At 58.2% G+C, this 20,737-nt stretch carries 17 protein-coding genes; 16 read left to right on the top strand and 1 reads right to left on the bottom strand.

Translation table 11 applies throughout. The features are described from left to right. The first annotated feature begins 48 nt into the window (after positions 1–48). From EZJ17_RS01505 to EZJ17_RS01520, 4 genes are all read left to right on the top strand, one after another. Complete coding sequence (locus EZJ17_RS01505) at positions 49–1,785, top strand: peptidoglycan D,D-transpeptidase FtsI family protein (protein WP_067444175.1); 1,737 nt, start codon at positions 49–51, stop codon at positions 1,783–1,785. Positions 1,786–1,805: 20 nt separating this feature from the next. Further along, a complete protein-coding gene (locus tag EZJ17_RS01510) occupies positions 1,806–3,287 on the top strand; it encodes a UDP-N-acetylmuramoyl-L-alanyl-D-glutamate--2,6-diaminopimelate ligase (protein ID WP_067444177.1) in 1,482 nt (493 codons plus the stop codon). Positions 3,288–3,410: 123 nt separating this feature from the next. Continuing rightward, entirely contained in the window at positions 3,411–4,793 is a 1,383-nt protein-coding gene (locus EZJ17_RS01515) for a UDP-N-acetylmuramoyl-tripeptide--D-alanyl-D-alanine ligase (RefSeq protein WP_067444229.1), read from the top strand. Beyond that, complete coding sequence (locus tag EZJ17_RS01520) at positions 4,783–5,811, top strand: MBL fold metallo-hydrolase (RefSeq protein WP_151086000.1); 1,029 nt, start codon at positions 4,783–4,785, stop codon at positions 5,809–5,811. The genes EZJ17_RS01515 and EZJ17_RS01520 overlap by 11 nt, the downstream gene beginning before the upstream one ends. A 93-nt stretch (positions 5,812–5,904) precedes the next feature. Here EZJ17_RS01520 and EZJ17_RS01525 read toward each other — a convergent pair whose 3' ends face one another. After that, positions 5,905–6,672 (bottom strand): alpha/beta fold hydrolase, encoded by a 768-nt coding sequence (locus EZJ17_RS01525; RefSeq protein WP_067440473.1) that lies wholly within the window; start codon positions 6,670–6,672, stop codon positions 5,905–5,907. 386 nt (positions 6,673–7,058) lie between these two features. On the opposite strand from EZJ17_RS01525, the gene mraY reads away from it, so the two are divergent. From mraY to ftsZ, 12 genes are all read left to right on the top strand, one after another. Beyond that, on the top strand, positions 7,059–8,141 hold the full coding sequence (mraY, locus tag EZJ17_RS01535) for a phospho-N-acetylmuramoyl-pentapeptide-transferase (RefSeq protein WP_067440476.1): 1,083 nt from the start codon (positions 7,059–7,061) through the stop codon (positions 8,139–8,141). Between the two features lie 110 nt (positions 8,142–8,251). Beyond that, complete coding sequence (locus EZJ17_RS01540) at positions 8,252–8,554, top strand: hypothetical protein (RefSeq protein WP_082886482.1); 303 nt, start codon at positions 8,252–8,254, stop codon at positions 8,552–8,554. A 102-nt stretch (positions 8,555–8,656) separates the two neighbouring features. Next, a complete protein-coding gene (gene murD / locus EZJ17_RS01545) occupies positions 8,657–10,000 on the top strand; it encodes a UDP-N-acetylmuramoyl-L-alanine--D-glutamate ligase (RefSeq protein ID WP_067440479.1) in 1,344 nt (447 codons plus the stop codon). 83 nt (positions 10,001–10,083) lie between these two features. Continuing rightward, positions 10,084–11,238 carry a putative lipid II flippase FtsW gene (ftsW, locus tag EZJ17_RS01550; protein ID WP_067440482.1) on the top strand — a complete coding sequence of 385 codons (1,155 nt, stop codon included), beginning with the start codon at positions 10,084–10,086 and terminating at the stop codon, positions 11,236–11,238. Positions 11,239–11,248: 10 nt separating this feature from the next. Beyond that, on the top strand, positions 11,249–12,319 hold the full coding sequence (murG, locus tag EZJ17_RS01555) for an undecaprenyldiphospho-muramoylpentapeptide beta-N-acetylglucosaminyltransferase (RefSeq protein ID WP_067440485.1): 1,071 nt from the start codon (positions 11,249–11,251) through the stop codon (positions 12,317–12,319). Between the two features lie 152 nt (positions 12,320–12,471). Further along, positions 12,472–13,869, top strand: coding sequence for a UDP-N-acetylmuramate--L-alanine ligase (murC, locus tag EZJ17_RS01560; RefSeq protein ID WP_067440488.1), 1,398 nt, complete (start codon positions 12,472–12,474; stop codon positions 13,867–13,869). Next, positions 13,862–14,908, top strand: coding sequence for a hypothetical protein (locus tag EZJ17_RS01565; RefSeq protein ID WP_067440491.1), 1,047 nt, complete (start codon positions 13,862–13,864; stop codon positions 14,906–14,908). Before murC ends, EZJ17_RS01565 begins: the two co-directional genes overlap by 8 nt. 3 nt (positions 14,909–14,911) lie before the next feature. Further along, on the top strand, positions 14,912–15,958 hold the full coding sequence (locus EZJ17_RS01570) for a hypothetical protein (RefSeq protein ID WP_067444181.1): 1,047 nt from the start codon (positions 14,912–14,914) through the stop codon (positions 15,956–15,958). A gap of 178 nt (positions 15,959–16,136) precedes the next feature. Then, complete coding sequence (locus EZJ17_RS01575) at positions 16,137–17,057, top strand: D-alanine--D-alanine ligase (RefSeq protein WP_067440497.1); 921 nt, start codon at positions 16,137–16,139, stop codon at positions 17,055–17,057. Further along, a complete protein-coding gene (locus tag EZJ17_RS01580; protein WP_067440500.1) occupies positions 17,041–17,796 on the top strand; it encodes a cell division protein FtsQ/DivIB in 756 nt (251 codons plus the stop codon). The genes EZJ17_RS01575 and EZJ17_RS01580 overlap by 17 nt, the downstream gene beginning before the upstream one ends. 130 nt (positions 17,797–17,926) lie before the next feature. Continuing rightward, complete coding sequence (ftsA, locus tag EZJ17_RS01585) at positions 17,927–19,165, top strand: cell division protein FtsA (protein ID WP_067440503.1); 1,239 nt, start codon at positions 17,927–17,929, stop codon at positions 19,163–19,165. A gap of 99 nt (positions 19,166–19,264) precedes the next feature. Continuing rightward, positions 19,265–20,437, top strand: coding sequence for a cell division protein FtsZ (gene ftsZ, locus EZJ17_RS01590; protein ID WP_067444183.1), 1,173 nt, complete (start codon positions 19,265–19,267; stop codon positions 20,435–20,437). The last annotated feature ends 300 nt before the right edge of the window (positions 20,438–20,737 follow it).

Raw genomic sequence — 20,737 nt, forward strand, 5'->3', positions numbered from 1 at the left:
ATAAGCAGTTTTGCTGCCGTGTGGGCGGTAGCGTAGAGAGTAAATACCATGCTGATTAAAAGCGATTACAAGCCGCAGATGTGGCAGAAGCCAGTTAAACAGAAGAAGCCGGTGAGCACCAATGGTCGGATTGCCTTTGTTTTGCTGGTTTTTGCTTTGGCTTTCGCCTCAGCGGCGGGCTGGAGCGTACATTTGCATACGGTGGAGCAAGATCGCCTGCAAACTGAGGGCAATAAGCGTTTTGTGCGCACTTTGGTGCAGCAGGCCAATCGCGGCACGATTACCGACCGCAACGGCGCAGTGCTGGCCTTGAGCGCGCCCACCGATTCGCTGTATGCCATCCCTTCTGCCATGGACAAAATGCCCAGCCAGGAGCAGCTGGAACAGCTTTCCGAGATTATCGAAGTGCCGGTGGAAACCATTGCCGACCGCCTGGCGCGCACCAATAGCGATTTCGTGTTTCTGAAACGGCAGATGAGCGCGGAAACTGCTGCCAAAGTGCGTGCTTTGAAAATCAAGGGATTGGCCTTCCAAATCGAGCCCAAACGGCAATATCCGATGGGCAATTTGTTCTCCCACGTTATCGGTTTTACCAATATCGACGGCAAGGGCCAAGAAGGTTTGGAGCTCTCGCGTGAGGACGATCTGCGTGGCCAAGATGGCGCGCGCGTGGTGCTGCGCGACAACAAAGGCAATTATGTGGATCAATTGGATTCGCCGCGCAACCGAGATGCGGTGGACGGGCGCAATATGGTGCTCTCTCTGGATCAGCGCATTCAATCGCTGGCGCACGACAAATTGGCGCAGGCTATTGCCTACCATCAGGCCAAAGCCGGCACTGCCGTGGTGTTGGATGCGCAAACCGGCGAAATTCTTGCTTTGGTAAACCTGCCGGATTTTGATCCGAACCAGCCCGGCGGTGCCGACATCGCCCTGCGCCGCAACCGCGCGGTAACCGATATGATCGAGCCTGGATCAGCCATGAAGCCCTTCCCGATCGCCAAAGCCTTGGATTCGGGCAAAGTAAATGAAAACATGGTGTTCAACACCAATACTTATAATATCGGTTCGGCCACTGTGCGCGATACGCACAATTACCCTTCGCTCACTCTGCGCGGCATCATGCAGAAATCTTCCAACGTGGGCGTGAGCAAACTTTCGGCCATGTTTAAGCCAGAAGAGATGCACGATTTTTATAAATCAGTCGGTTTCGGCCGCCGCATGCACTCCGGCTTCCCCGGCGAATCGCCCGGCTTGGTGCGTGACTGGCGCAACTGGCGGCCCATCGAACAGGCCACCATGTCGTTCGGTTACGGCCTACAGATGAGCCTGCTGCAGCTGGCACACAGCTATACCATCTTCACCAGCGACGGCAAACTTTTGCCGGTGAGCTTCCTGCACCAGAGTGCCGCGCCTCAGGGCGAGCAGGTTATTAAGCCTGAAACTGCGCGCGCCATCCGCCGTATGATGGTGTCTGTTACCGAGCCTGGCGGCACCGGCACGCAGGGTGCCGTGCCTGGCTTCAACGTGGGCGCGAAAACCGGCACCGCGCGCAAGCTGGTGGGCGGCCGTTATGCCGACAACAAACACATGGCCACCTTCATTGGTTTCGCTCCCGCCGAGCATCCGCGCGTGATTGTGGCGGTGAACATCGACGAGCCCACCCAAAACGGCTATTACGGCGGCTTGGTGGCCGGGCCGGTGTTTAAAGACATCATGGCCGGTTCGCTGAATATTCTGGGCGTAACGCCCACCAAACCCGTGCAGCAAGTCGCTGCCAAATAAATCGGTGCTTGGAGCCGACCATGTATTGCTTGAAGGACAAACAGTTTGACTTGCCCGACAACTGTACCCTGCCGCCCGATGTGGCGGCGGGGTGCATTTTGCGTATGGACAGCCGTCTGGTGCAGCCGGGCGACGTATTTGTGGCCTGCCAGGGCGAATATGCCGACGGCCGCAACTATATTCCCGCCGCGATTGCCAATGGCGCGGCAATGGTGTTTTGGGACAGCGGCGACGGTTTCGCCTGGCGGCCGGAGTGGCAAATCGCCAATCTCGGCGTGCCGCACCTGAAGCAAAACGCCGGCCTGCTGGCAGCCAAGCTCTACGGCAATTTTTCAGGTAGCCTTTCTTGCTGGGGGGCAACCGGCACCAACGGCAAAACTTCGATTTCGCAATGGCTTGCCCAAGCCGCCGATTTGCTCGGCACGCCCTGCACCATCATCGGCACGGTGGGCAACGGCTTCTGGGGGCGGCTCGAAGAAACCACCCACACCACACCCAATCCGGTGCGCGTACAAACCCTGCTGCATCAATTCAAACAGCAGGGCGCGAAAGCTGTGGCGATGGAAGTATCCAGCCACGGCCTCGATCAAAACCGCGTGGTTGGCACGCCTTTCTCTTCCGCCATCTTCACCAACCTCACCCGCGACCACCTCGATTACCACGGCAGCATGGCCGCCTATGGCGCCAGCAAGGCCAAACTGTTCTATTGGCAGAGCCTTCAGCACGCCATCATCAATACCGATGACGAATTCGGCCGCGATCTGGCCGCCGGGCTGCGTGCCGACCGCCCAAGCCTGAATGTGTACGGCTACGGCTTCAATGAACAAGCCGATATCCGCATCACCCGCTTTACCGCTTCCGCCCAAGGAATGCAGGTAGCCTTCGATACGCCCTGGGGCAGCGGCGAAATCCACAGTCGGCTTTTGGGACGGTTCAATGCGCAAAACCTTGCCGCCTGCGTCGGCCTTTTGTGCGCCGAAGGCTATGCGCTGCCCGACGTGTTGCATGTGCTCGCACAAATCCGCCCCGCCACCGGCCGTATGGACTGCATCAGCCGTGCAGGCTGCCCGCTGGTGGTGGTGGACTATGCCCACACGCCCGATGCGCTGGAAAAAGCGCTGGCCACCCTGCGCGAAATCAAACCGCAGGGCGCGAACCTGTGGTGCGTGTTCGGCTGCGGCGGCAACCGCGACCGCGGCAAACGCCCGCTGATGGGCAGCGCCGCCGCACAGGGCGCAGATAAAGTGGTGATCACCAGCGACAACCCGCGCATGGAAGAGCCGCAAGACATCATCGCCGACATCCTGCCCGCCGTGCCGCAGCCCGAACTGGTGGAGGCCGACCGCCGCATCGCCATCCAAACCGCCATCCGCCGCGCCGCGCCGCAGGATATCGTGCTGATTGCCGGCAAAGGCCACGAAACCTATCAGGACGTACAGGGCGAGAAGCACCATTTCTCCGATTTTGAAATCGCCGAAGCCGCGCTGGATGAGGCTGGCTGAAAGGTTTGAATTTGGTTGAACCCCTGCGTTCAGGTAGCCTTTTGAGCTTGCTACAGGCTACCTGAAAGCGTTAATACCTTTTCAGGTAGCCTGCCGCCCCGTAATATTTTCAATGGAATGCCCATGCCCACACTCGATTTAGCTTTTGTCTGCCGCGCCCTGAATCTGCCCGTGCCGCAGCACAACCTCCCCATCCGCCGCGTCATCACCGACAGCCGCCAAGCCGCCGCTGCCGATGAGCGCGGCACTGATTTGTTTGTTGCTTTGGTGGGCGATAAACACGACGCCCATGATTTTGTGTCTGCCGTGTTGGAGCAGGGCGCTTTGGCACTGGTATCGCGCCAAGACTGTGCCGCGCTTTCAGGTAGCCTGCAAGTGGCCGATACGTTGGCGGCGCTACAAACCCTGGCTGCTGCTTGGCGCGAAGCGGTAAGCCCGCTGGTGCTCGGCATCACCGGTTCTTCCGGCAAAACCACGGTGAAGGAAATGCTGGCTGCCATCCTGCGCCGCCAATTCGGTGAAACGGCCGTGCTGGCTACCGCCGGCAATTTCAACAATCACATCGGCCTGCCGCTCACCCTGCTTGCCCTGCGGCCGCAGCAGCGCTACGCCGTTATCGAAATGGGCATGAACCACTTCGGTGAGCTCGATGCGCTCACCCGCATCGCCCGCCCCAATGCCGCGCTGGTCAATAATGCCTTGCGCGCGCATATCGGCTGCGGTTTCGACGGTGTGGGCGATATTGCCCGCGCCAAAAGCGAAATCTACCGCGGGCTACCTGAAAGTGGCACGGCGCTGATTCCGGCGGAAGACGAATACGCCGAAGTGTTCCACGCCGCCTGCCGCGCCCTGAATTTGCGCCAAATCGAATTCGGCGTAGACAAGGGCGAAGTGCATGCCGAAAACGTCCAGCTGCTGCCCCTGGGCTGCCGCTTCGATTTGGTGTGGCAAGACCAACATGCGGCGGTAGAGCTGCCGGTGCCGGGCAAACACAACGTGGCCAATGCCGTGGCCGCTGCTGCGCTGGCTTTGCAGGCCGGTGTGGGGCTACCTGACAGCGCCGCCGCGCTGGCCGGGTTTGCCAATATCAAAGGCCGTTTGCAACGCAAGGCCGGCCTGCGAGGCAGCACGATTATCGACGACACCTACAATGCCAATCCCGACAGCATGAAGGCCGCGCTGGATGTATTGGCCGGGCTGCCTGCGCCGCGCGTTTTCGTGATGGGCGATATGGGCGAACTGGGCGACGGCGAAGCCCCTGCCCTGCATGCCGAAATCGGCCGCTATGCGAAGGATAAGGGCATCGAAGCCGCCTATTTTGTGGGCGATTTCAGCGTGGAAGCCGCCGAAGCTTTCGGTGCGGCCGGGCTGTGGTTTGCCGCCAAAGACCCGTTGCAGCAGGTGCTGGTGCACGAATTGCCGGAGCAGGCTTCGGTGTTGGTGAAAGGTTCGCGGTTTATGCAGATGGAAGAGGTGGTGGCCGCCTTGCAGGGCCATGAAGCGTAGGCCGCACGGCGGTTATCCGCTCTATCCGGCCAGCAATCACTACGACCCGATCCGCCGCCGTTTTTTCAACCCCGAGCCCAAACGCCGGCTGCAGCCGCTGGATTTCGGCGGGGCGTTCAAAATGCTCAGCCGCAAAGGCCGCTTTCCCGCGCAGTCGCTGCCGTTTGCCAAGCCTGATTTTGCCGCCTTCATGCGGCAGGAAAGGCTACCTGAAGACGAACAAAAGGCACAGTTTGTTTGGTTTGGCCATTCCACCCTGCTGATGCGCGTGGCCGGGCTGAACATCCTCACCGACCCCGTGTTCGGCATGAACGCCGCGCCGAATAACAAAATGTTCCGCCGCTTCCAGCCGCCGCCCGCCGCGCCGCACGAATTGCCGCCGCTCGACATCATCCTCTACAGTCACAACCACTACGACCATTTGGAAGAAGCCTTCGTACGCAGCGTGGCAGATAGCGGGGTGCATTTCCTGGTGCCGCTGGGCATGGAAGTGCTGCTGCGCCGCTGGGGCGTGAAGTCGGAAAACATTTCGGCAGCGGATTGGTATCAGAGCCATACCGTCGGCGGCGTAACATTCACTGCCACTCCCGCCCGCCACGACAGTTCGCGCAACCTTGCCGACCACAACCGTATGCTGTGGGCAGGCTGGGCCGTCGAAGGCGGAGGGCAGCGGTTTTATTTTAGCGGCGATTCGTCCTACGCCAGCCACTTCGCCGACATCGGCCGGCATTTCGGCGGTTTCGACCTGGTCTTTATGGAAAACGGCCAATACGACCGCCGCTGGCTGGACAACCACATGTTCCCCGGGCAAACCGTACAGGCCGCCATTGACGTGGGCGCGCGCCGCATGATGCCGATTCACTGGGGCGCTTTCAGCCTGGCCATGCACGATTGGGACGAACCCGTGTGCTGCAGCATCCCGCTGGCCATCGAGCGCGGCCTGCAGGTGCTCACGCCGCTGATCGGGCAGGTGTTTGATGCGGATGCGGAAACCGGATTTTGGTGGGAAGAAGTTTGAGCGGTTCGGACAAATTTGGCCTCGTTTGCTTTCAGGTAGCCTTACTGGCCCAAAGTGGGCTGAAACAAAAACAGCCATGTTGGTAACCCAAGCTCAAGCGCACATAAATTCCGCCAAAGCGGTAGCTAAGCCTTCCGGATTTTCCAAAGACATCGAGTGCCCGGCATCGGCAATCACGGCGCAGGGAATACCGTATTGAAGGATAAGGTCGTAGTCTGTGTTGGGCAGGGAACGATCGCCAACTAAATAAATTTTGCGTTGGGGCAGGGAGGAGAGGCGGTACAGCCAATCGGGCGATATACCGGTCACTAAATGATATGCACTACGCCACAATGCCCATGGGGCAGCACTTTGTAGGCTGCCCGCCCACGGCGAGAGTTCGTTATTTAGCAATTCGGCATAGCCATTGTGGATGAAATAATCTTCATCCTGTGCGGTAATGTTGCGGCTGAATATACCGCCGCCAGTAATCAGGTTGCATTCGCTTACCATGAGTCCGCGCACGCGGCTGCCGAGCTGTTCGGCGGCTTCAATAGCGATGCTGCCACCCATGCTGTGCCCATAGAGATAGAAGTGCGGCAAGTTAAGATGGTTGGCCAGTTCGGATACGATTGCGGCTTGCGCGCTGGTGGAATAGGAAAAATCCTGTGGGCGTTCACTGTAGCCGTGACCTGCCAAGTCAAGCAGGATAGTGCGGCGGCCTGCCAAGGCCGGGCTGGCAGCGATGCGGGGGTACTCGTAGCTGGCAGCGCAGCCTAGGCCGTGGATAAATAAGCAAGGGATACTGTTTCTGCCTGCATGGGCTGGTAGATCCATAAATCGGATGCGGCAGCGTGCGCTGTGGGAGTGCATGGTTTGCATAGTTTGTACCTCGCATGGCAGTGGGAATTTCGGTTTTCAGGTAGCCTCTCTTGGGTAGCGGCTTGGTTTATATAGTGAATTAAATTTAAACCAGGACAAGGCGGCGAGCCGCAGACAGTACAGATAGTACGGCAAGGCGAGGCAACGCTGTACTGGTTTAAATTTAATTCACTATAATGCCACATTTGCCCATTTTACAGTGAGTGCAATACAGATAATTATGTTTCAGGTAGCCTTTTCTATTTCCGGCTGCCTAGGTTAATTAAGCGAATTCAATTTAAATCAGGACAAGGCAGCGAGCCGCGGATCGTGCACACGTACGGCAAGGCGGGCTAATGCAATATCGGTTTAAATTGAATCCGCAAAAGATGATTTAAGGAAGTTTTATGCTTTTATGGTTGGCCAAGCTCAGCAACTGGATTTCGGCGCTGAACATTTTCCAATACACCACTTTCCGCGCGGTAATGGCGGCGCTCACGGCACTGGCGTTCAGCCTGATGCTGGGGCCGTGGACCATCCGCAAGCTCACCGAGCTGAAAGCCGGGCAGGCCATCCGCAGCGACGGGCCGAAAACCCATCTGGCCAAAGCGGGCACGCCCACCATGGGCGGGGTGTTGATTTTGGTGTCGATTACAGTGTCCACGCTGTTGTGGGGCAATGTGTCGCACCCGTATATCTGGATTCTGCTCGGTGTGCTGCTGGGTACGGGCGCGCTCGGCTTCTACGACGACTGGCGCAAGGTGGTGTATAAAGACCCGCACGGCGTGTCGGCCAAATTTAAGATGGTGTGGCAGAGCAGCGTGGCGCTGGCGGCAGGGGTGCTGCTGTTTTATGTGGCGAGCAATTCGGCGAACAATATTTTAATTGTGCCGTTTTTTAAGCAGGTGGCGCTGCCTTTGGGCGTGGTGGGCTTTGTGGTGCTGTCGTATTTCACCATCGTCGGCACGTCCAACGCGGTTAACCTCACCGACGGCCTGGACGGCCTGGCGGCTTTCCCGGTGGTGTTGGTGGCAGGCGGGATGGCGGTGTTTGCCTATGCCACCGGACACTGGCAGTTTGCACGCTATTTGCAGCTGCCCTTCGTGCCGGGGGCGAACGAGGTGATGGTGTTCTGCGCAGCCATGTGCGGCGCGTGTTTGGGCTTTTTGTGGTTCAACGCGGCACCGGCGCAGGTGTTTATGGGTGACGTGGGCGCGTTGGCGCTGGGCGCGGCGCTGGGTACGGTGGCGGTAATCGTGCGGCAGGAATTTGTGTTGGTGATTATGGGCGGGCTGTTTGTGGTGGAAGCTTTGTCGGTGATGCTGCAGGTGGGCTGGTATAAGAAAACCAAAAAACGCATCTTCCTGATGGCGCCGATTCACCACCATTTCGAGCAGAAGGGCTGGAAGGAAACGCAGGTGGTGGTACGCTTTTGGATCATCACCATCGTGCTGGTGCTGGTGGGCTTGAGTACATTGAAAATTCGTTAAGCGGTTTTCAGGTAGCTTTATCCGGCTAAAAGAGAGGCTACCTGAAAGCGGACACGGCAGGCTGCTATGAAGCCAAAATCCATTGCAACCCAATTTAAAGAACCCAGGTTATGCTGCTACATATGCTAATTTTGCTGGCCTTTGCCAAAATGCAGGATTTCGCTGAGGATTCCTATGCTTGGCAATGGGCGCTGGCTTTTTCCGTTGTAACTTTTTTATTCGGCCTGTTTAGCGGCTCCCTGATTGCGGCAGCTATTTCTGCTGTGATTTGGGGCCTGTATTCATGGGGCTATTTCGCCCTGCTGCGGCAGATGGCAGACAGTTTGATTTTGTGGCTGATGGTATGCATCGGCGGGATTATGCTGCCGTGGCTGCTGCTGATGAAACTACTGGCTAATACAGCCGCACAGTAAAGGCTACTTGAAAGCATAAGTCTCAACGAAGTCAAAATACAGCGAAGTGAAAAACTGAGAAAGCAGCCGCCCGCCGGTAAACCGGGCGGCATGGAGAATAGAATGAAAAGTGAATGGCAAAACCAAAAAATCCTCGTGGCCGGTATGGGCGGCAGCGGCATTTCCATGCTGGATTTCCTGCGCCGCAAAGGCGCGGCGGTAGCTGCTTATGATGCCGACTTCCCCGCCGTCAAACAGGCCGAACTGCAACAGCGTTTCCCCGGCCTGGTTTGCCACGCAGGCTACCTGAAAACCGCATTGGCCGAAGGCTTCGACATTCTTGCACTCAGCCCCGGCGTCAGCGAGCGCACGCCCGAAATCGAAGCCTTCAAACAGGCCGGCGGCCGTGTGTTGGGCGATGTGGAAATCTTGGCACACGAGCTTGCCGGCAAGCGCGACAAAATCATCGCCATCACCGGCAGCAATGGTAAAACCACCGTAACCAGCCTGGTCGGCCATTTGTGCCGCGAATGCGGGCTGGATACCGTGGTGGCCGGCAACATCGGTACACCCGTGCTCGAAGCCTATGAAGACCGGCAGGAGCAGAGCGCCGATGTGTGGGTGCTCGAACTTTCCAGCTTCCAACTGGAAAACACCGACCATTTGAACGCCGCCGCCGCCGCCGTGCTCAATATTTCCGAAGACCACCTCAACCGCTACGACGACCTGCTCGACTACGCCCACGCCAAAGACAAAATCTTCCGCGGCAGCGGTGTGCAGGTAATCAATGCCGACGATGCGCTGTGCCGAGCCATGAAACGCAGCGGCCGCGAAGTGCGCCGCTTTTCGCTGCAGCAGGAAACCGATTATTGGTTTGACGCCGCATCGGGCTACCTGAAACATGGCGCGGAAACTCTGATTGCCGCCGCCGACATTCCGCTGCAAGGCCTGCACAACGCCGCCAACGTGCTGGCCGCGCTGGCTTTGTGCGAAGCAATCGGCCTGCCGCGCGGGCAGCTGCTGCGCCATGTGCGCACCTTCAAAGGCCTGCCGCACCGCGTGGAAAAAATCGGCGAGAAAAACGGCGTGGTGTTTATCGACGACAGCAAAGGCACCAATGTGGGCGCCACCGAAGCCGCCATCGCCGGCCTGCAAAGCCCGCTGTTCCTGATTGCCGGCGGGCAGGGCAAAGGGCAGGATTTCACCCCGCTGAAAAACGTGCTGCCCGGCAAAGCCCGTGCCGTACTGCTCATCGGCGAAGACGCGCCGCAAATCCGCCGCGACCTGGCCGGCTGCGGCGTGGAGATGCTAGATTGCGCCAGCCTGCAGGAAGCCGTGCAAACCGCCTACCGCCTGGCCGAGCCCGGCGACATCGTGCTGCTCAGCCCTGCCTGCGCCAGCTTCGATATGTTTAAAGGCTATGCACACCGCTCGCAGGTGTTTATTGAGGCGTTTGAGGCTTTGTGATGTTTTCAGGTAGTCTTTGCTAAGGCCAAAGGGCTACCTGAAACCCTGTTTTATTGATTTTTTGAAGCAACTTGAAGTACCCGATGATTACCGAATCCAAACTCCTCGACCGCAAAATCCTGCGCCACGGCCACACCATCGATCAATCGCTGCTGTGGCTGGTGGTGCTGATGCTGGGCTTCAGCCTGGTGATGGTGTATTCCGCCTCTGTGGCCTTTGCCGGGCTGGGCGGCGGCAATAAGTGGGCGTTTCTCATCCGCCAGGCAGCTTATATCAGCGTGGGCGGCGGGGCAGCCTGGGTGGCGTTTCGGGTGCCGATGCGTACTTGGCAGAAGTATTCGATGGTGTTGCTGGTAATCAGCCTGCTGATGCTGATTGCGGTGCTGCTGGTGGGGCGCGATGTGAATGGCGCGCGGCGTTGGATTCCTTTGGGCGTGGCCAATTTGCAGCCGAGCGAATTTTTCAAGCTGGCGGTGATTCTTTATCTTTCCGGCTTTTTCATGCGCCGTGCCGAAGTGTTGCAGCATTTGAAGAAAGTGTGCTGGGTGGCGTTGCCGGTGGGCTGCGGGCTGGGGCTGATTATGCTGCAGCCGGATTTCGGCTCGTTTGTGGTGGTGTCGGTGATTAGCGTGGGCTTGCTGTTTTTAGTGGGGCTGCCGTTTCGCTGGTTTATCGTGGTGGTATTGGCCGGCCTGAGCGGCATGGTAACGCTGGTGCTGATTTCGCCCTACCGCATGGCGCGTGTGACCGCCTTCCTCGATCCGTGGGCCGATCCGCTGGGCAGCGGCTACCAGCTCACCCATGCGCTGATGGCCATCGGGCGCGGCGGCTGGACGGGCGTGGGCTTGGGCGCAGGCTTGGAAAAACGCTTCTACCTGCCCGAGGCGCATACCGATTTCATCACCGCCGTTATCGGCGAGGAATTCGGCTTTCTCGGCATGATGCTGCTCACCGCCTGCTATTTGTGGCTGGTGTGGCGCTCGTTTTCCATCGGCAAAATGGCACGCGATTTGGAGCAGTTTTTCGGCGCGTTTGTGGCCAGCGGCGTGGGTATCTGGCTGGGCATTCAGAGCTTCTTCAACATTGGTGTGAACATCGGCCTGTTACCCACCAAGGGGTTGACTCTGCCGCTGATTTCCTTCGGCGGCTCGGCACTGGTGGCCATGCTGATAGCCATGGCGCTGCTGTTGCGGGTGGATTATGAAAATCGGCGCAAAATGCGCGGTTTTGAAGTGTGAGGAGCCGAATATGGGCGTGAAAACCTTTTTGCTGATGGCCGGCGGCACCGGCGGGCATATTTTCCCCGCGCTGGCGGTGGCCGCCGCGCTGCGCGAACGCGGGCACAAGGTGGTGTGGCTGGGCAGCGAGGGTGCGATGGAAACGCGCATCGTGCCGCAGCACGGTATCGAAATCGAAACTCTGGCCATTAAAGGCGTGCGCGGCAACGGCCTCAAGCGCAAGCTGATGTTGCCGTTCACACTGTGGCACACCATCCGTGCAGCACGGAGCATCATTCGCAAGCATCAGGTGGACGGCGCCATCGGCTTTGGCGGCTTCGTGACCGTGCCCGGCGGGGTGGCGGCCAAGCTGTGCGGCGTGCCGCTGGTGATCCACGAGCAAAATGCCGTGGCCGGGCTTTCCAACCGGATTTTGGCCAAATTGGCCAGCCGCGTGCTGTATGCCTTTCCCAAGGCTTTTGGCGATGAAAACGGGCTGGTTGGCAACCCCGTGCGTGCCGATATTGCCGCACTGCCCGCGCCCGAAGAGCGGTTTGCTGAGCGTTCAGGTAGCCTGAAGCTGCTGGTTACAGGCGGCAGCTTGGGCGCGGATATTCTCAACCGCCTGTTGCCCGAAGCGCTTGCCCTGCTGCCTGCCGAGCAACGCCCAGAAGTGCGCCACCAAAGCGGGCGCGGCAAGCTGGAAGGATTGCGCCAGCGTTATGATGAAGCCGGCGTGCAGGCCGAATGCAGCGAGTTTATCGATGACATGGCTGCGGCCTACGGCGCGGCGGATTTGGTGGTGTGCCGCTCCGGCGCGCTCACCATTGCCGAGCTGGCCGCGGCCGGCGTGGGCGCATTGCTCGTGCCCTACCCCTATGCGGTGGACGACCACCAAACCGCCAATGCCCGCTTCGTGGCCGCCGGCGAGGCCGGGCTGCTTTTGCCGCAGAGCGAGCTGACGGCGGAGAAACTGGCTTCGGTGCTGGGCGGCCTCAACCGCGACACTTGCCGCCAATGGGCGCAAAACGCCCGCCAAATGGCCAAACCGGATAGTGCGGCCAAGGTGGCGGAAGCGGCATTGGCAGCAGTGGGCGGATGATTGGTGTGAGGCTACCTGAAAAGCGGTTTTGAAGTTTCAGGTAGCCTCAATCGCAGTATCGGCTTTTCCCGCTTGTGTTGTATCGAAAAATGTTTATCCGCTATACAATAGCGGTTTTGTCTGCAAAGGCTGCTTGGGAAGCAGTGATAACTATGAAGCAACGAGTAAAACGCATCCATTTCGTCGGCATCGGCGGCTCTGGCATGTGCGGCCTGGCCGAGGTGCTGTATAAAGAATTCGACGTATCCGGCTCGGATCAGGCACAAAGCGCGGTAACGCGCCAGCTGGCCGATATGGGCATCAAGGTGTTCCACGGCCATGCGGCAGAGCATATCGAAGGCGTGGACGTGGTGGTTACCTCCACCGCCATCAAGCCGGATAATCCGGAAGTGTTGGCTGCCCGCGAGGCAGGCATTCCGGTGATTCCGCGCGCCATGATGCTGGCGGAGATTATGCGCTTCGGCCAGGGCATCGCCATTGCCGGCACGCACGGCAAAACCACCACCACCAGCCTCACTGCCTCCATCCTCACCGCCGCCGGCCTCGACCCGACCTTTGTGATTGGCGGCAAGCTTACCGCTGCGGGCACCAACGCCAAGCTCGGCGGCGGGCAGTATATTGTGGCCGAGGCCGACGAATCAGACGCCTCTTTCCTGTATCTCACGCCCGTGATTACCGTGGTGACCAATATCGATACCGACCACATGGACACCTACGATCACAGCGTGGACAAGCTGCACCAGGCCTTTGTGGAATTTGTGCACCGTATGCCGTTCTACGGCAAGGCATTTTTGTGTATCGATAGCGAGCATGTGCGCGCCATTTTGCCGGAAATTCAGAAGCCGTTTGCTACCTACGGCTTAGACGAAACCGCCGATATTTACGCCGATAATGTGCACAGCGAAGGTGCGCAGATGTGCTTTACCGTGCACCTGAACAAACGCCCGATCGCGCCGTTTGAAGTGCGGTTGAATGCGCCGGGGCGGCACAATGTGCTCAATGCGCTGGCTGCCATCGGCGTGGCGCTGGAGTGTGGTGCGGACGTGGAAGCCATTCAGCGCGGCCTGGCCGGTTTCGGCGGCGTGGGGCGGCGCTTTCAGAGCTACGGCGAAGTCAAGCTGCCGCAAGGCGGCAGCGCCTTGGTGGTCGACGATTACGGCCACCATCCGGTGGAAATGGCCGCCACGCTCGCCGCCGCCCGCGGCGCCTACCCTGAACGCCGCCTGGTACTGGCATTCCAGCCGCACCGCTATACCCGAACCCGCGATTTGTTTGAAGACTTCGTGCGCGTGCTGAACACCGCCGATGCAGTAGTGCTCACCGATGTATACGCTGCCGGCGAAGAGCCGATTGTGGCCGCCGACAGCCGTGCACTCACCCGCGCCCTGCGCGTGGCCGGCAAGCTGGAGCCGATTTACTGCGCCGACGTGGCCGATATGCCCGCCACCCTGCTCAATATGCTGCAAGACGGCGATTTGCTGCTGAATATGGGTGCGGGCAGCATCAACAAAGTGCCGCAGGCCCTGCGGGATTTGGCCGCCCATGGGTGATTTCCTGAAACGCCGCCGGGAAGCGCGGCAGCGCGCCGCCGTTTTTTGGCAGAGCTGGCAGTGGGAGCACCCTTGGCAGGCGGGCGGCGGCGTGGCGCTGGTGAACAGCGGCAACTACCTGCTGCATCATTATTTCCCCGGCGTATTTTTGCAGGCCGTTTCGGATGATGCTGTTGATGCCGGTTCGAAGTTTCAGGTAGCCTTCAGCGGCGGCGGGCGGCTGGAGCCGATGGCCGACGCGGTGTTGCTGGCCGAAGCCGCGCCGCCGGGTTTGCCTTTCGGCGTGCAGGCGCTGCTGCGGCGCTGCCCGGCTGCCGAACTGCCGCAGCGCAAGGCCGGTTTCGGCCAAACGCAGCTTTGCGGCAGCCAGTTTCAGGTAGCCTGTGCGCCGGGCAAAGATGGCCTGGTGCATTTGCAGGTGTTTGTGAACGATAATCCTGATGGCACGGATGCCGACGACCGCCGGCTGGCGGTGTGGCTGCTTTTGGCTCAGGCCTTGGGGCAGTGGGATTTGAATGTGAAAACCGGCTATGTGGAGCTGGTGGAACAGCCGCCGCCGGGCGCGCTGCCGCTGGCCGAGCTGCCTGCTGCTTTTGATCAGTTGTGGCGTGCCCAGCTGGGGCACAACGGCGTGTATCCGGGCGGCGAGGCTGAGTTCCGCGTGTATGGCGCGGAAAACGATGATGGCGAGCCGGCCAAGATTTTGGTGCGCAACGAATCGGCTGCTTCGCTGTTGGGGCGTGCCGATTTGGCCTGGTGTTTGAGCGTGCGCTGTGAAGTGTACGACGACATGAGCCAGGCTCTGGCGCAGGAATTGGCACACGAGTTTTCCGGCTGCGTCGGGCAGCACGAGCAGGGTATCCTCACCGCCATGCTGGCTGATGCGGAAAAAGGCGAATACATCGCCTTTGCCATGGTGACCGAGCCGGAAGGATTGTGGGAAAAGGTGCGGGAAATCACCGCACGTTATGAGCGGCTGGACGCACGGGCCAACTGTGTGTTTGACCCGTCATGGCGGCATTACCGCCTGCAAGGATAGAAGATGACAAAATCAGATACCAACGAAGCCGCAGGCCAGCGCAGCCTGAGCGAATGGCAAGATAATGCCCATTGTTTCTGGACGGTGTGGCGGCGCGAAGAGGCGCGGCTTGCAGCGTTGGAAGTCCCGGTAGCTTTCGTTACCGAGGCCAACAACCTGCTGCACGAATACTGCCCCGGGGTGGTGGTGGAATTGGAAGGGCCGCCGGCCGCCGGCGCGCTGGTGTTCAGCGCCAACGGCGATTTGGAACACTTTCCGCAAGTGCTGACGCTGATTGCCACGGCAGCGGAATCTACCGAGCGTTCGGTACTGTGTTTCCGCCAGCGGCTGGGCTCGCCGGAGCAGTTCGCCATCCGCATGGGCGGCGTGGAAATGCAGGCGGCGGATATTTTGGTACGCTGCGAAGAATGGCGCGGCCTGCCCGCGCTGGACGTGGCTTTTGCCAAGCCGCCCAAGGCAGAAGATTTGGAAGTCGCGCAGCGTCTGGCGCTGATTATGCTCGACCATGTATTGGGCGAGTGGGATGCGGTGGTGAAAGTGGGCGTACTGGATTTTGTGGATACCGCCCCGCCGGAAGCCGTGCCGCTACACAGGCTACCTGAAAAATTAGACGAAGTATGGAAAGCCTTGGGGCGCGATGCGCTCTATCCCGAGCCGGAATGGCAATATACCGCCTATCAGCGCGATGAAGACGAAGAAAACGAACAAGATGCCCTGGTGCTGCTGCGTAATGAATCGGCCAACGGCCTGCTTGGCCGGGCGGATATGGGCTGGTGCGTTTCCGTGCGCTGCGAAATCAACGGCGAAGACGCGCTGATGGCGGCCTACCGGCTGCAAGACGAATTCGACGCCGAAGCCTGCCACCAGCAGCAAGGCATCGGCACGATTGCCGTAACCAACCTCACGCGGGGTGAGCGCACCATATTTGCCGCTACCGGCGAGCCGGAGCGCCTCATGGCAAAAGCGCAGGCACTGTGCGAGCAGTTTGCCGAACTCAAGCCGCAGGCCGTGTGCGAATACGACCCGAGCTGGCGGCATTACCGGTTTTAAGTTTTCAGGTAGCTGAAATAATTATTCTTTCCCTGCCAGCCGGTGAGCCGCAGACAGTATAAAAGTACGGCAAGGCGAGCCAACGCAGCAGGAGGAGATAAGGGGTTGTAGCTATAGCCTTTCAGACGGGCGTTTGATGAGGCTACCTGAAAGTAGAAGCAAGGAAGAAGCAAAGCAAATGAACAAGCAGTTTGGCAAAGTAGCCGTATTGAATGGCGGATTTTCCAGCGAGCGCGAAGTATCGCTCGATAGCGGCGCGGCTGTATTGGCCGCCTTGCAGAGCCGAGGCATCGATGCCCACCGGTTCGATCCGAAAGAGCAAGACATCTTGCAACTGAAGGCGCAGGGTTTTCAGGTAGCCTTCAACGTGCTGCACGGTACCTACGGCGAAGACGGCACCGTGCAGGCGCTTCTCGATTCCATCGGTATCCCCTACACAGGTTGTGGTATGGCCGCCTCCGCGCTGGGTATGGACAAATACCGTTGCAAACTGATTTGGCAGGCGCTTGGCCTGCCTGTGCCAGATTTCGCCGTGCTGCACGACAACAGCGACTTTGCCGCCGTGGAAGCCGAACTCGGCCTGCCGATGTTTGTGAAACCCGCTGCCGAAGGCAGTAGCGTGGGTGTGGTGAAAGTGAAACAGCCTGGTGAGTTGCCGAAAGTGTACCGCGAGCTGCGCGAACGCCACCTGCACGGTGAAATCATCGCCGAACGCTTTATCGATGGCGGCGAATACACCTGCGCCGTGCTCGGCCAACAGGCGCTGCCCAGCATCCGCATCATCCCGGCCACTGAGTTTTACGATTACGACGCCAAGTATTTCCGCGACGACACGGTATACCAATGCCCCAGCGATCTGGATGCAGCTGGCGAGGCAGAAATCCGCCGCCTGGCCAAAGCTGGTTTTGAAGCCATCGGCGGGCGCGGCTGGGGCCGGGTGGATTTCCTGCGCAGCCAAAGCGGAAAACTTTATTTGTTGGAAATCAACACCGTGCCTGGTATGACCAGCCACAGCCTGGTGCCGAAAGCCGCCGCGCAAACCGGCCTGGATTTTGCCGATTTATGCGTTGAAGTATTGAGCCATGCGACTTTGGGATAACGCCGGCGCGCTCAAACGCATCAACAGTAGCCTTTATCTTTTGGCTGCTGTCGGCCTGATTGCGGCGGCAGTGATGTGGATGATGAATTCGCCGTATTTCCCGGTGAAGCTGGTGAAAATTGACGGTGAATTGCACCGCTTAAGTGCTACCCAACTGCAACAAACCGCCCACCGCCACATCCGCGGCAATATATTTAAAGCCGATTTGAATGAAGCACGGCAGGCGTTTGAAACGCTGCCTTGGGTGGCTAAGGTGGAAGTGCGCCGAATCTGGCCGGATACGGTGCAAATCCGGGTGGAAGAGCGGCAGCCGGTGGCGCGCTGGGAAGGCGGCGGGCTGGTGGATAGCGAAGGCAAAGGCTTTGATGCCCCCACCGATGAAAACTTTCCCGTATTTGCAGGCGCGCCGGGAATGCGTAAAATTATGGTGGAGGAATTTATGGAGTTCCAAGCCATCTTGGCGCCGACTAATCTGAAAATCAGCCGTATGGACTACAGTTCGCGCTCCTCGCGGGAGCTGACTTTGGAGAACGGCATCCGGCTGCATCTGGGGCGTGTCGACGCACAAGATCGCCTGCGCCGTTTTGTGCAGGCATGGCACGAAATCTTGAAAGAACGCGCAGCCGACGTACAATACGTGGATTTGCGCTATAAAGACGGCTTTGCCGTGCGCTACAAACAGGGCGCGGCAGATGAAGACAACAACAAGCAACAACCGCTATCAGGCGGGCATGACTGAAGCAATTATTTTTCTACAAAATGGCGAGCAGTAGCATAGTACACACGTACAGCAAGGCGAGTTAGCGTAGTAGAAAACAAAAAGTGCTTTAGCAATAAACAACCATTTCAACAATAAGCGAGACAGAGTTATGTCAAACAACAAACAACTGGTGGGCGCATTGGACATCGGCACCTCGAAAACCATCGTTTTAATCGGCGAAGTGCAAGACGACAAAGAAATCCATATCATCGGCTTTGGCCAGGCGCCGTCGCACGGCTTGAAAGCCGGCATGGTAACCAATATTGATGCCACCGCCCAAGCCATTACCCAGGCTATGGAAGAAGCCCAGCTGATGGCTGATTGCCAAATCGGCAGTGTGGTAACCGGTATTGCCGGCAACCACATCCGCAGTATGAATTCGCAAGGTGTGGTGAAAATCAAGGAAGGCGAAGTAACGCAGGCCGACATCGACCGTGCCATCGAAACCGCCAAAGCTGTAAACATTCCGCCGGATCACCAGATTCTGCACACCGTGGTGCAGGAATATATTATTGATAACCAGCCCGGCGTACGCGAGCCTATCGGCATGAGCGGCGTGCGGCTGGATACACGCATTCATATCGTAACTGGTGCGGTTACTGCCATGCAGAACATTCAAAAATGTATCGAACGCTGCGGCCTGCACATCGACAACATGATTCTGCAGCCCTTGGCCAGCGGCCGTGCCGTGCTGACTGAAGACGAGAAAGAACTGGGCGTGTGCGTAATCGATATCGGCGGCGGCACGACCGATATCGCCGTGTACACCAACGGTGCTATTCGCCATACTGCTGTGATTCCGGTGGCCGGAGACTTGATTACCCGCGATTTGGCGCAAGCCCTGCGCACCCCTTATAACGCTGCTGAATACATCAAAATCAACCATGGCGTGGCCTTGGCTACTGGTGATGGTTTGGATGAAATGATTGAAGTGCCCAGCGTGGGCGATCGCAGCCCGCGCCAGATTTCACGCCGTGTGTTGGCCAGCGTTATCGGCCCGCGTGTGGAAGAAATTTTGGAGCTAACCCGCAATGAGCTGCACCGTTCCGGCTTCCCCGAAGAAGTGCTCACCTCGGGCGTGGTACTCACCGGCGGCGCATCTTTGCTCTCCGGCGTGGTGGAACTAGCCGAAGACGTGTTCAACCTGCCCGCCCGCATTGGAGTGCCACAGGAAATGGGCGGTTTGTCAGAGCGTATCCGCAATCCGCGCTATGCTACCGCCATCGGCCTTCTGCAAACCGCTGCTGAGTACAGTAATCAACATGGCACGCACAACACCGTAAGGCAGGCCGCAGACGGCGATTCTATTTTCTACCGTCTCAAAGAGTGGCTGAAAAACAATTTCTAAGCTTTTTGCTTATTCTTGCACACAAAATCCGTTCAAACCTTTATAATACGGGCGATTTCAGTTTTCAGGTAGCCTTCCGGGGCGCAAAAGGAGTGTTAAATGCAGTTGGTTTATGATGTTGTCGAATCCGCAGCCAGTCCGGCGGTCATTAAAGTTATCGGTATTGGTGGCGGCGGCTGTAATGCTATTAACAATATGATAGACAACACGGTACAAGGCGTTGAGTTTATTAGTGCCAACACCGATGCCCAATCTTTGCAGGGCAGTAAAGCGCCTAAACGTATCCAGTTGGGTACTAACTTGACCAAAGGTTTGGGTGCTGGCGCGAATCCGGAAACCGGCCGCAATGCCGCTCTGGAAGACCGTGAAACCATCGCTGACGCCATTCAAGGCGCCAATATGCTGTTCATTACCACCGGTATGGGTGGCGGCACCGGCACTGGCGCTGCTCCGGTAGTTGCCGAGATTGCCCGTGAGCTGGGTATTCTGACCGTGGCTGTGGTGACCCGCCCGTTCGAGCACGAAGGCAAACGTATCCAGATCGCCAAAGACGGCTTGGAAACCCTGAAAAACCAAGTAGACTCACTCATCGTTATCCCGAACGACAAGCTGATGACCGCCTTGGGCGAAGATGTAACTGTGCGCCAAGCATTCCGTGCGGCTGACAACGTGTTGCGTAACGCCGTAGCCGGCATTGCCGAAGTGATTACTTGCCCAGGCATGATCAACTTGGACTTCGCCGACGTACGCAACGTAATGGGCATCATGGGTATGGCCATGATGGGTTCTGGTTTCGCACAAGGCATCGACCGCGCACGTTTGGCCACCGAGCAGGCAATTGCCAGCCCGCTGTTGGACAACGTAACGCTGGAAGGTGCGCGTGGCGTGCTGGTGAACATCACTACCGCCCCCGATGGCCTGACCATGAAGGAGTACAAAGAAATCATGTCGGTAGTGAGCGAATATGCTCATCCCGATGCAGAGTTGAAATATGGTACAGCTGAAGACGCTGCCATGGCGGAAGGCGAAATCCGCGTAACCATCATTGCCACCGGCCTGAAAGAGCAGGGCGATAACAGCCAGAGCAGCAATCTGCGTATGGTGAAATCTGCTCAAGCCACCGGCACAGACGGCGCATTCCCGGAAATCGACAGCGTTATCCGCTCCGGCCGCACTGCCCGTACCATGAATTTGGCTGCTTCTGATTTTGCCAACCAGTCTGTGTTGGACGATTTCGAAATTCCGGCGGTGATCCGCCGCCAGGCTGATTAAGCCCAGTTTGGTTCTTAATAAAGCCTGCCTCTTTCGAGGCAGGTTTTTGCTCATTTGATATTTTAAGGCTACCTGAAAGGAGAGGGGTGCTTTGGTTTCGATGAAAATAGCTAAAACACTTTGATTCATACGGCATTGGTTCGCCTTGCCGTATGCCTGTACTATCTTCGGTTCACCGCCTTATATGAAGTGAAGTTTTACAGTTATATATCTCCAATGCAAAATCAGCAAAGGCTACCTGAAAGATTTCAGGTGGCCTTTTTATTCCATTTTCAATTAGGAATGATACGGTGCTGCTTA

The sequence above is a fragment of the Eikenella exigua genome (assembly GCF_008805035.1).
In the GTDB taxonomy this organism is placed as follows: Bacteria; Pseudomonadota; Gammaproteobacteria; order Burkholderiales; family Neisseriaceae; genus Eikenella; species Eikenella exigua.

Coding starts and splice junctions, on each gene's coding strand:
- EZJ17_RS01510 (WP_067444177.1), top strand. CDS start 1,806: ATGTATTGCTTGAAGGACAAACAGTTTGACTTGCCCGACAACTGTACC.
- ftsZ (WP_067444183.1), top strand. CDS start 19,265: ATGCAGTTGGTTTATGATGTTGTCGAATCCGCAGCCAGTCCGGCGGTC.
- EZJ17_RS01515 (WP_067444229.1), top strand. CDS start 3,411: ATGCCCACACTCGATTTAGCTTTTGTCTGCCGCGCCCTGAATCTGCCC.
- EZJ17_RS01540 (WP_082886482.1), top strand. CDS start 8,252: ATGCTGCTACATATGCTAATTTTGCTGGCCTTTGCCAAAATGCAGGAT.
- murG (WP_067440485.1), top strand. CDS start 11,249: ATGGGCGTGAAAACCTTTTTGCTGATGGCCGGCGGCACCGGCGGGCAT.
- mraY (WP_067440476.1), top strand. CDS start 7,059: ATGCTTTTATGGTTGGCCAAGCTCAGCAACTGGATTTCGGCGCTGAAC.
- ftsW (WP_067440482.1), top strand. CDS start 10,084: ATGATTACCGAATCCAAACTCCTCGACCGCAAAATCCTGCGCCACGGC.
- EZJ17_RS01575 (WP_067440497.1), top strand. CDS start 16,137: ATGAACAAGCAGTTTGGCAAAGTAGCCGTATTGAATGGCGGATTTTCC.
- ftsA (WP_067440503.1), top strand. CDS start 17,927: ATGTCAAACAACAAACAACTGGTGGGCGCATTGGACATCGGCACCTCG.
- EZJ17_RS01505 (WP_067444175.1), top strand. CDS start 49: ATGCTGATTAAAAGCGATTACAAGCCGCAGATGTGGCAGAAGCCAGTT.
- EZJ17_RS01580 (WP_067440500.1), top strand. CDS start 17,041: ATGCGACTTTGGGATAACGCCGGCGCGCTCAAACGCATCAACAGTAGC.
- murD (WP_067440479.1), top strand. CDS start 8,657: ATGAAAAGTGAATGGCAAAACCAAAAAATCCTCGTGGCCGGTATGGGC.
- EZJ17_RS01565 (WP_067440491.1), top strand. CDS start 13,862: ATGGGTGATTTCCTGAAACGCCGCCGGGAAGCGCGGCAGCGCGCCGCC.
- EZJ17_RS01525 (WP_067440473.1), bottom strand. CDS start 6,672: ATGCAAACCATGCACTCCCACAGCGCACGCTGCCGCATCCGATTTATG.
- EZJ17_RS01520 (WP_151086000.1), top strand. CDS start 4,783: ATGAAGCGTAGGCCGCACGGCGGTTATCCGCTCTATCCGGCCAGCAAT.
- murC (WP_067440488.1), top strand. CDS start 12,472: ATGAAGCAACGAGTAAAACGCATCCATTTCGTCGGCATCGGCGGCTCT.
- EZJ17_RS01570 (WP_067444181.1), top strand. CDS start 14,912: ATGACAAAATCAGATACCAACGAAGCCGCAGGCCAGCGCAGCCTGAGC.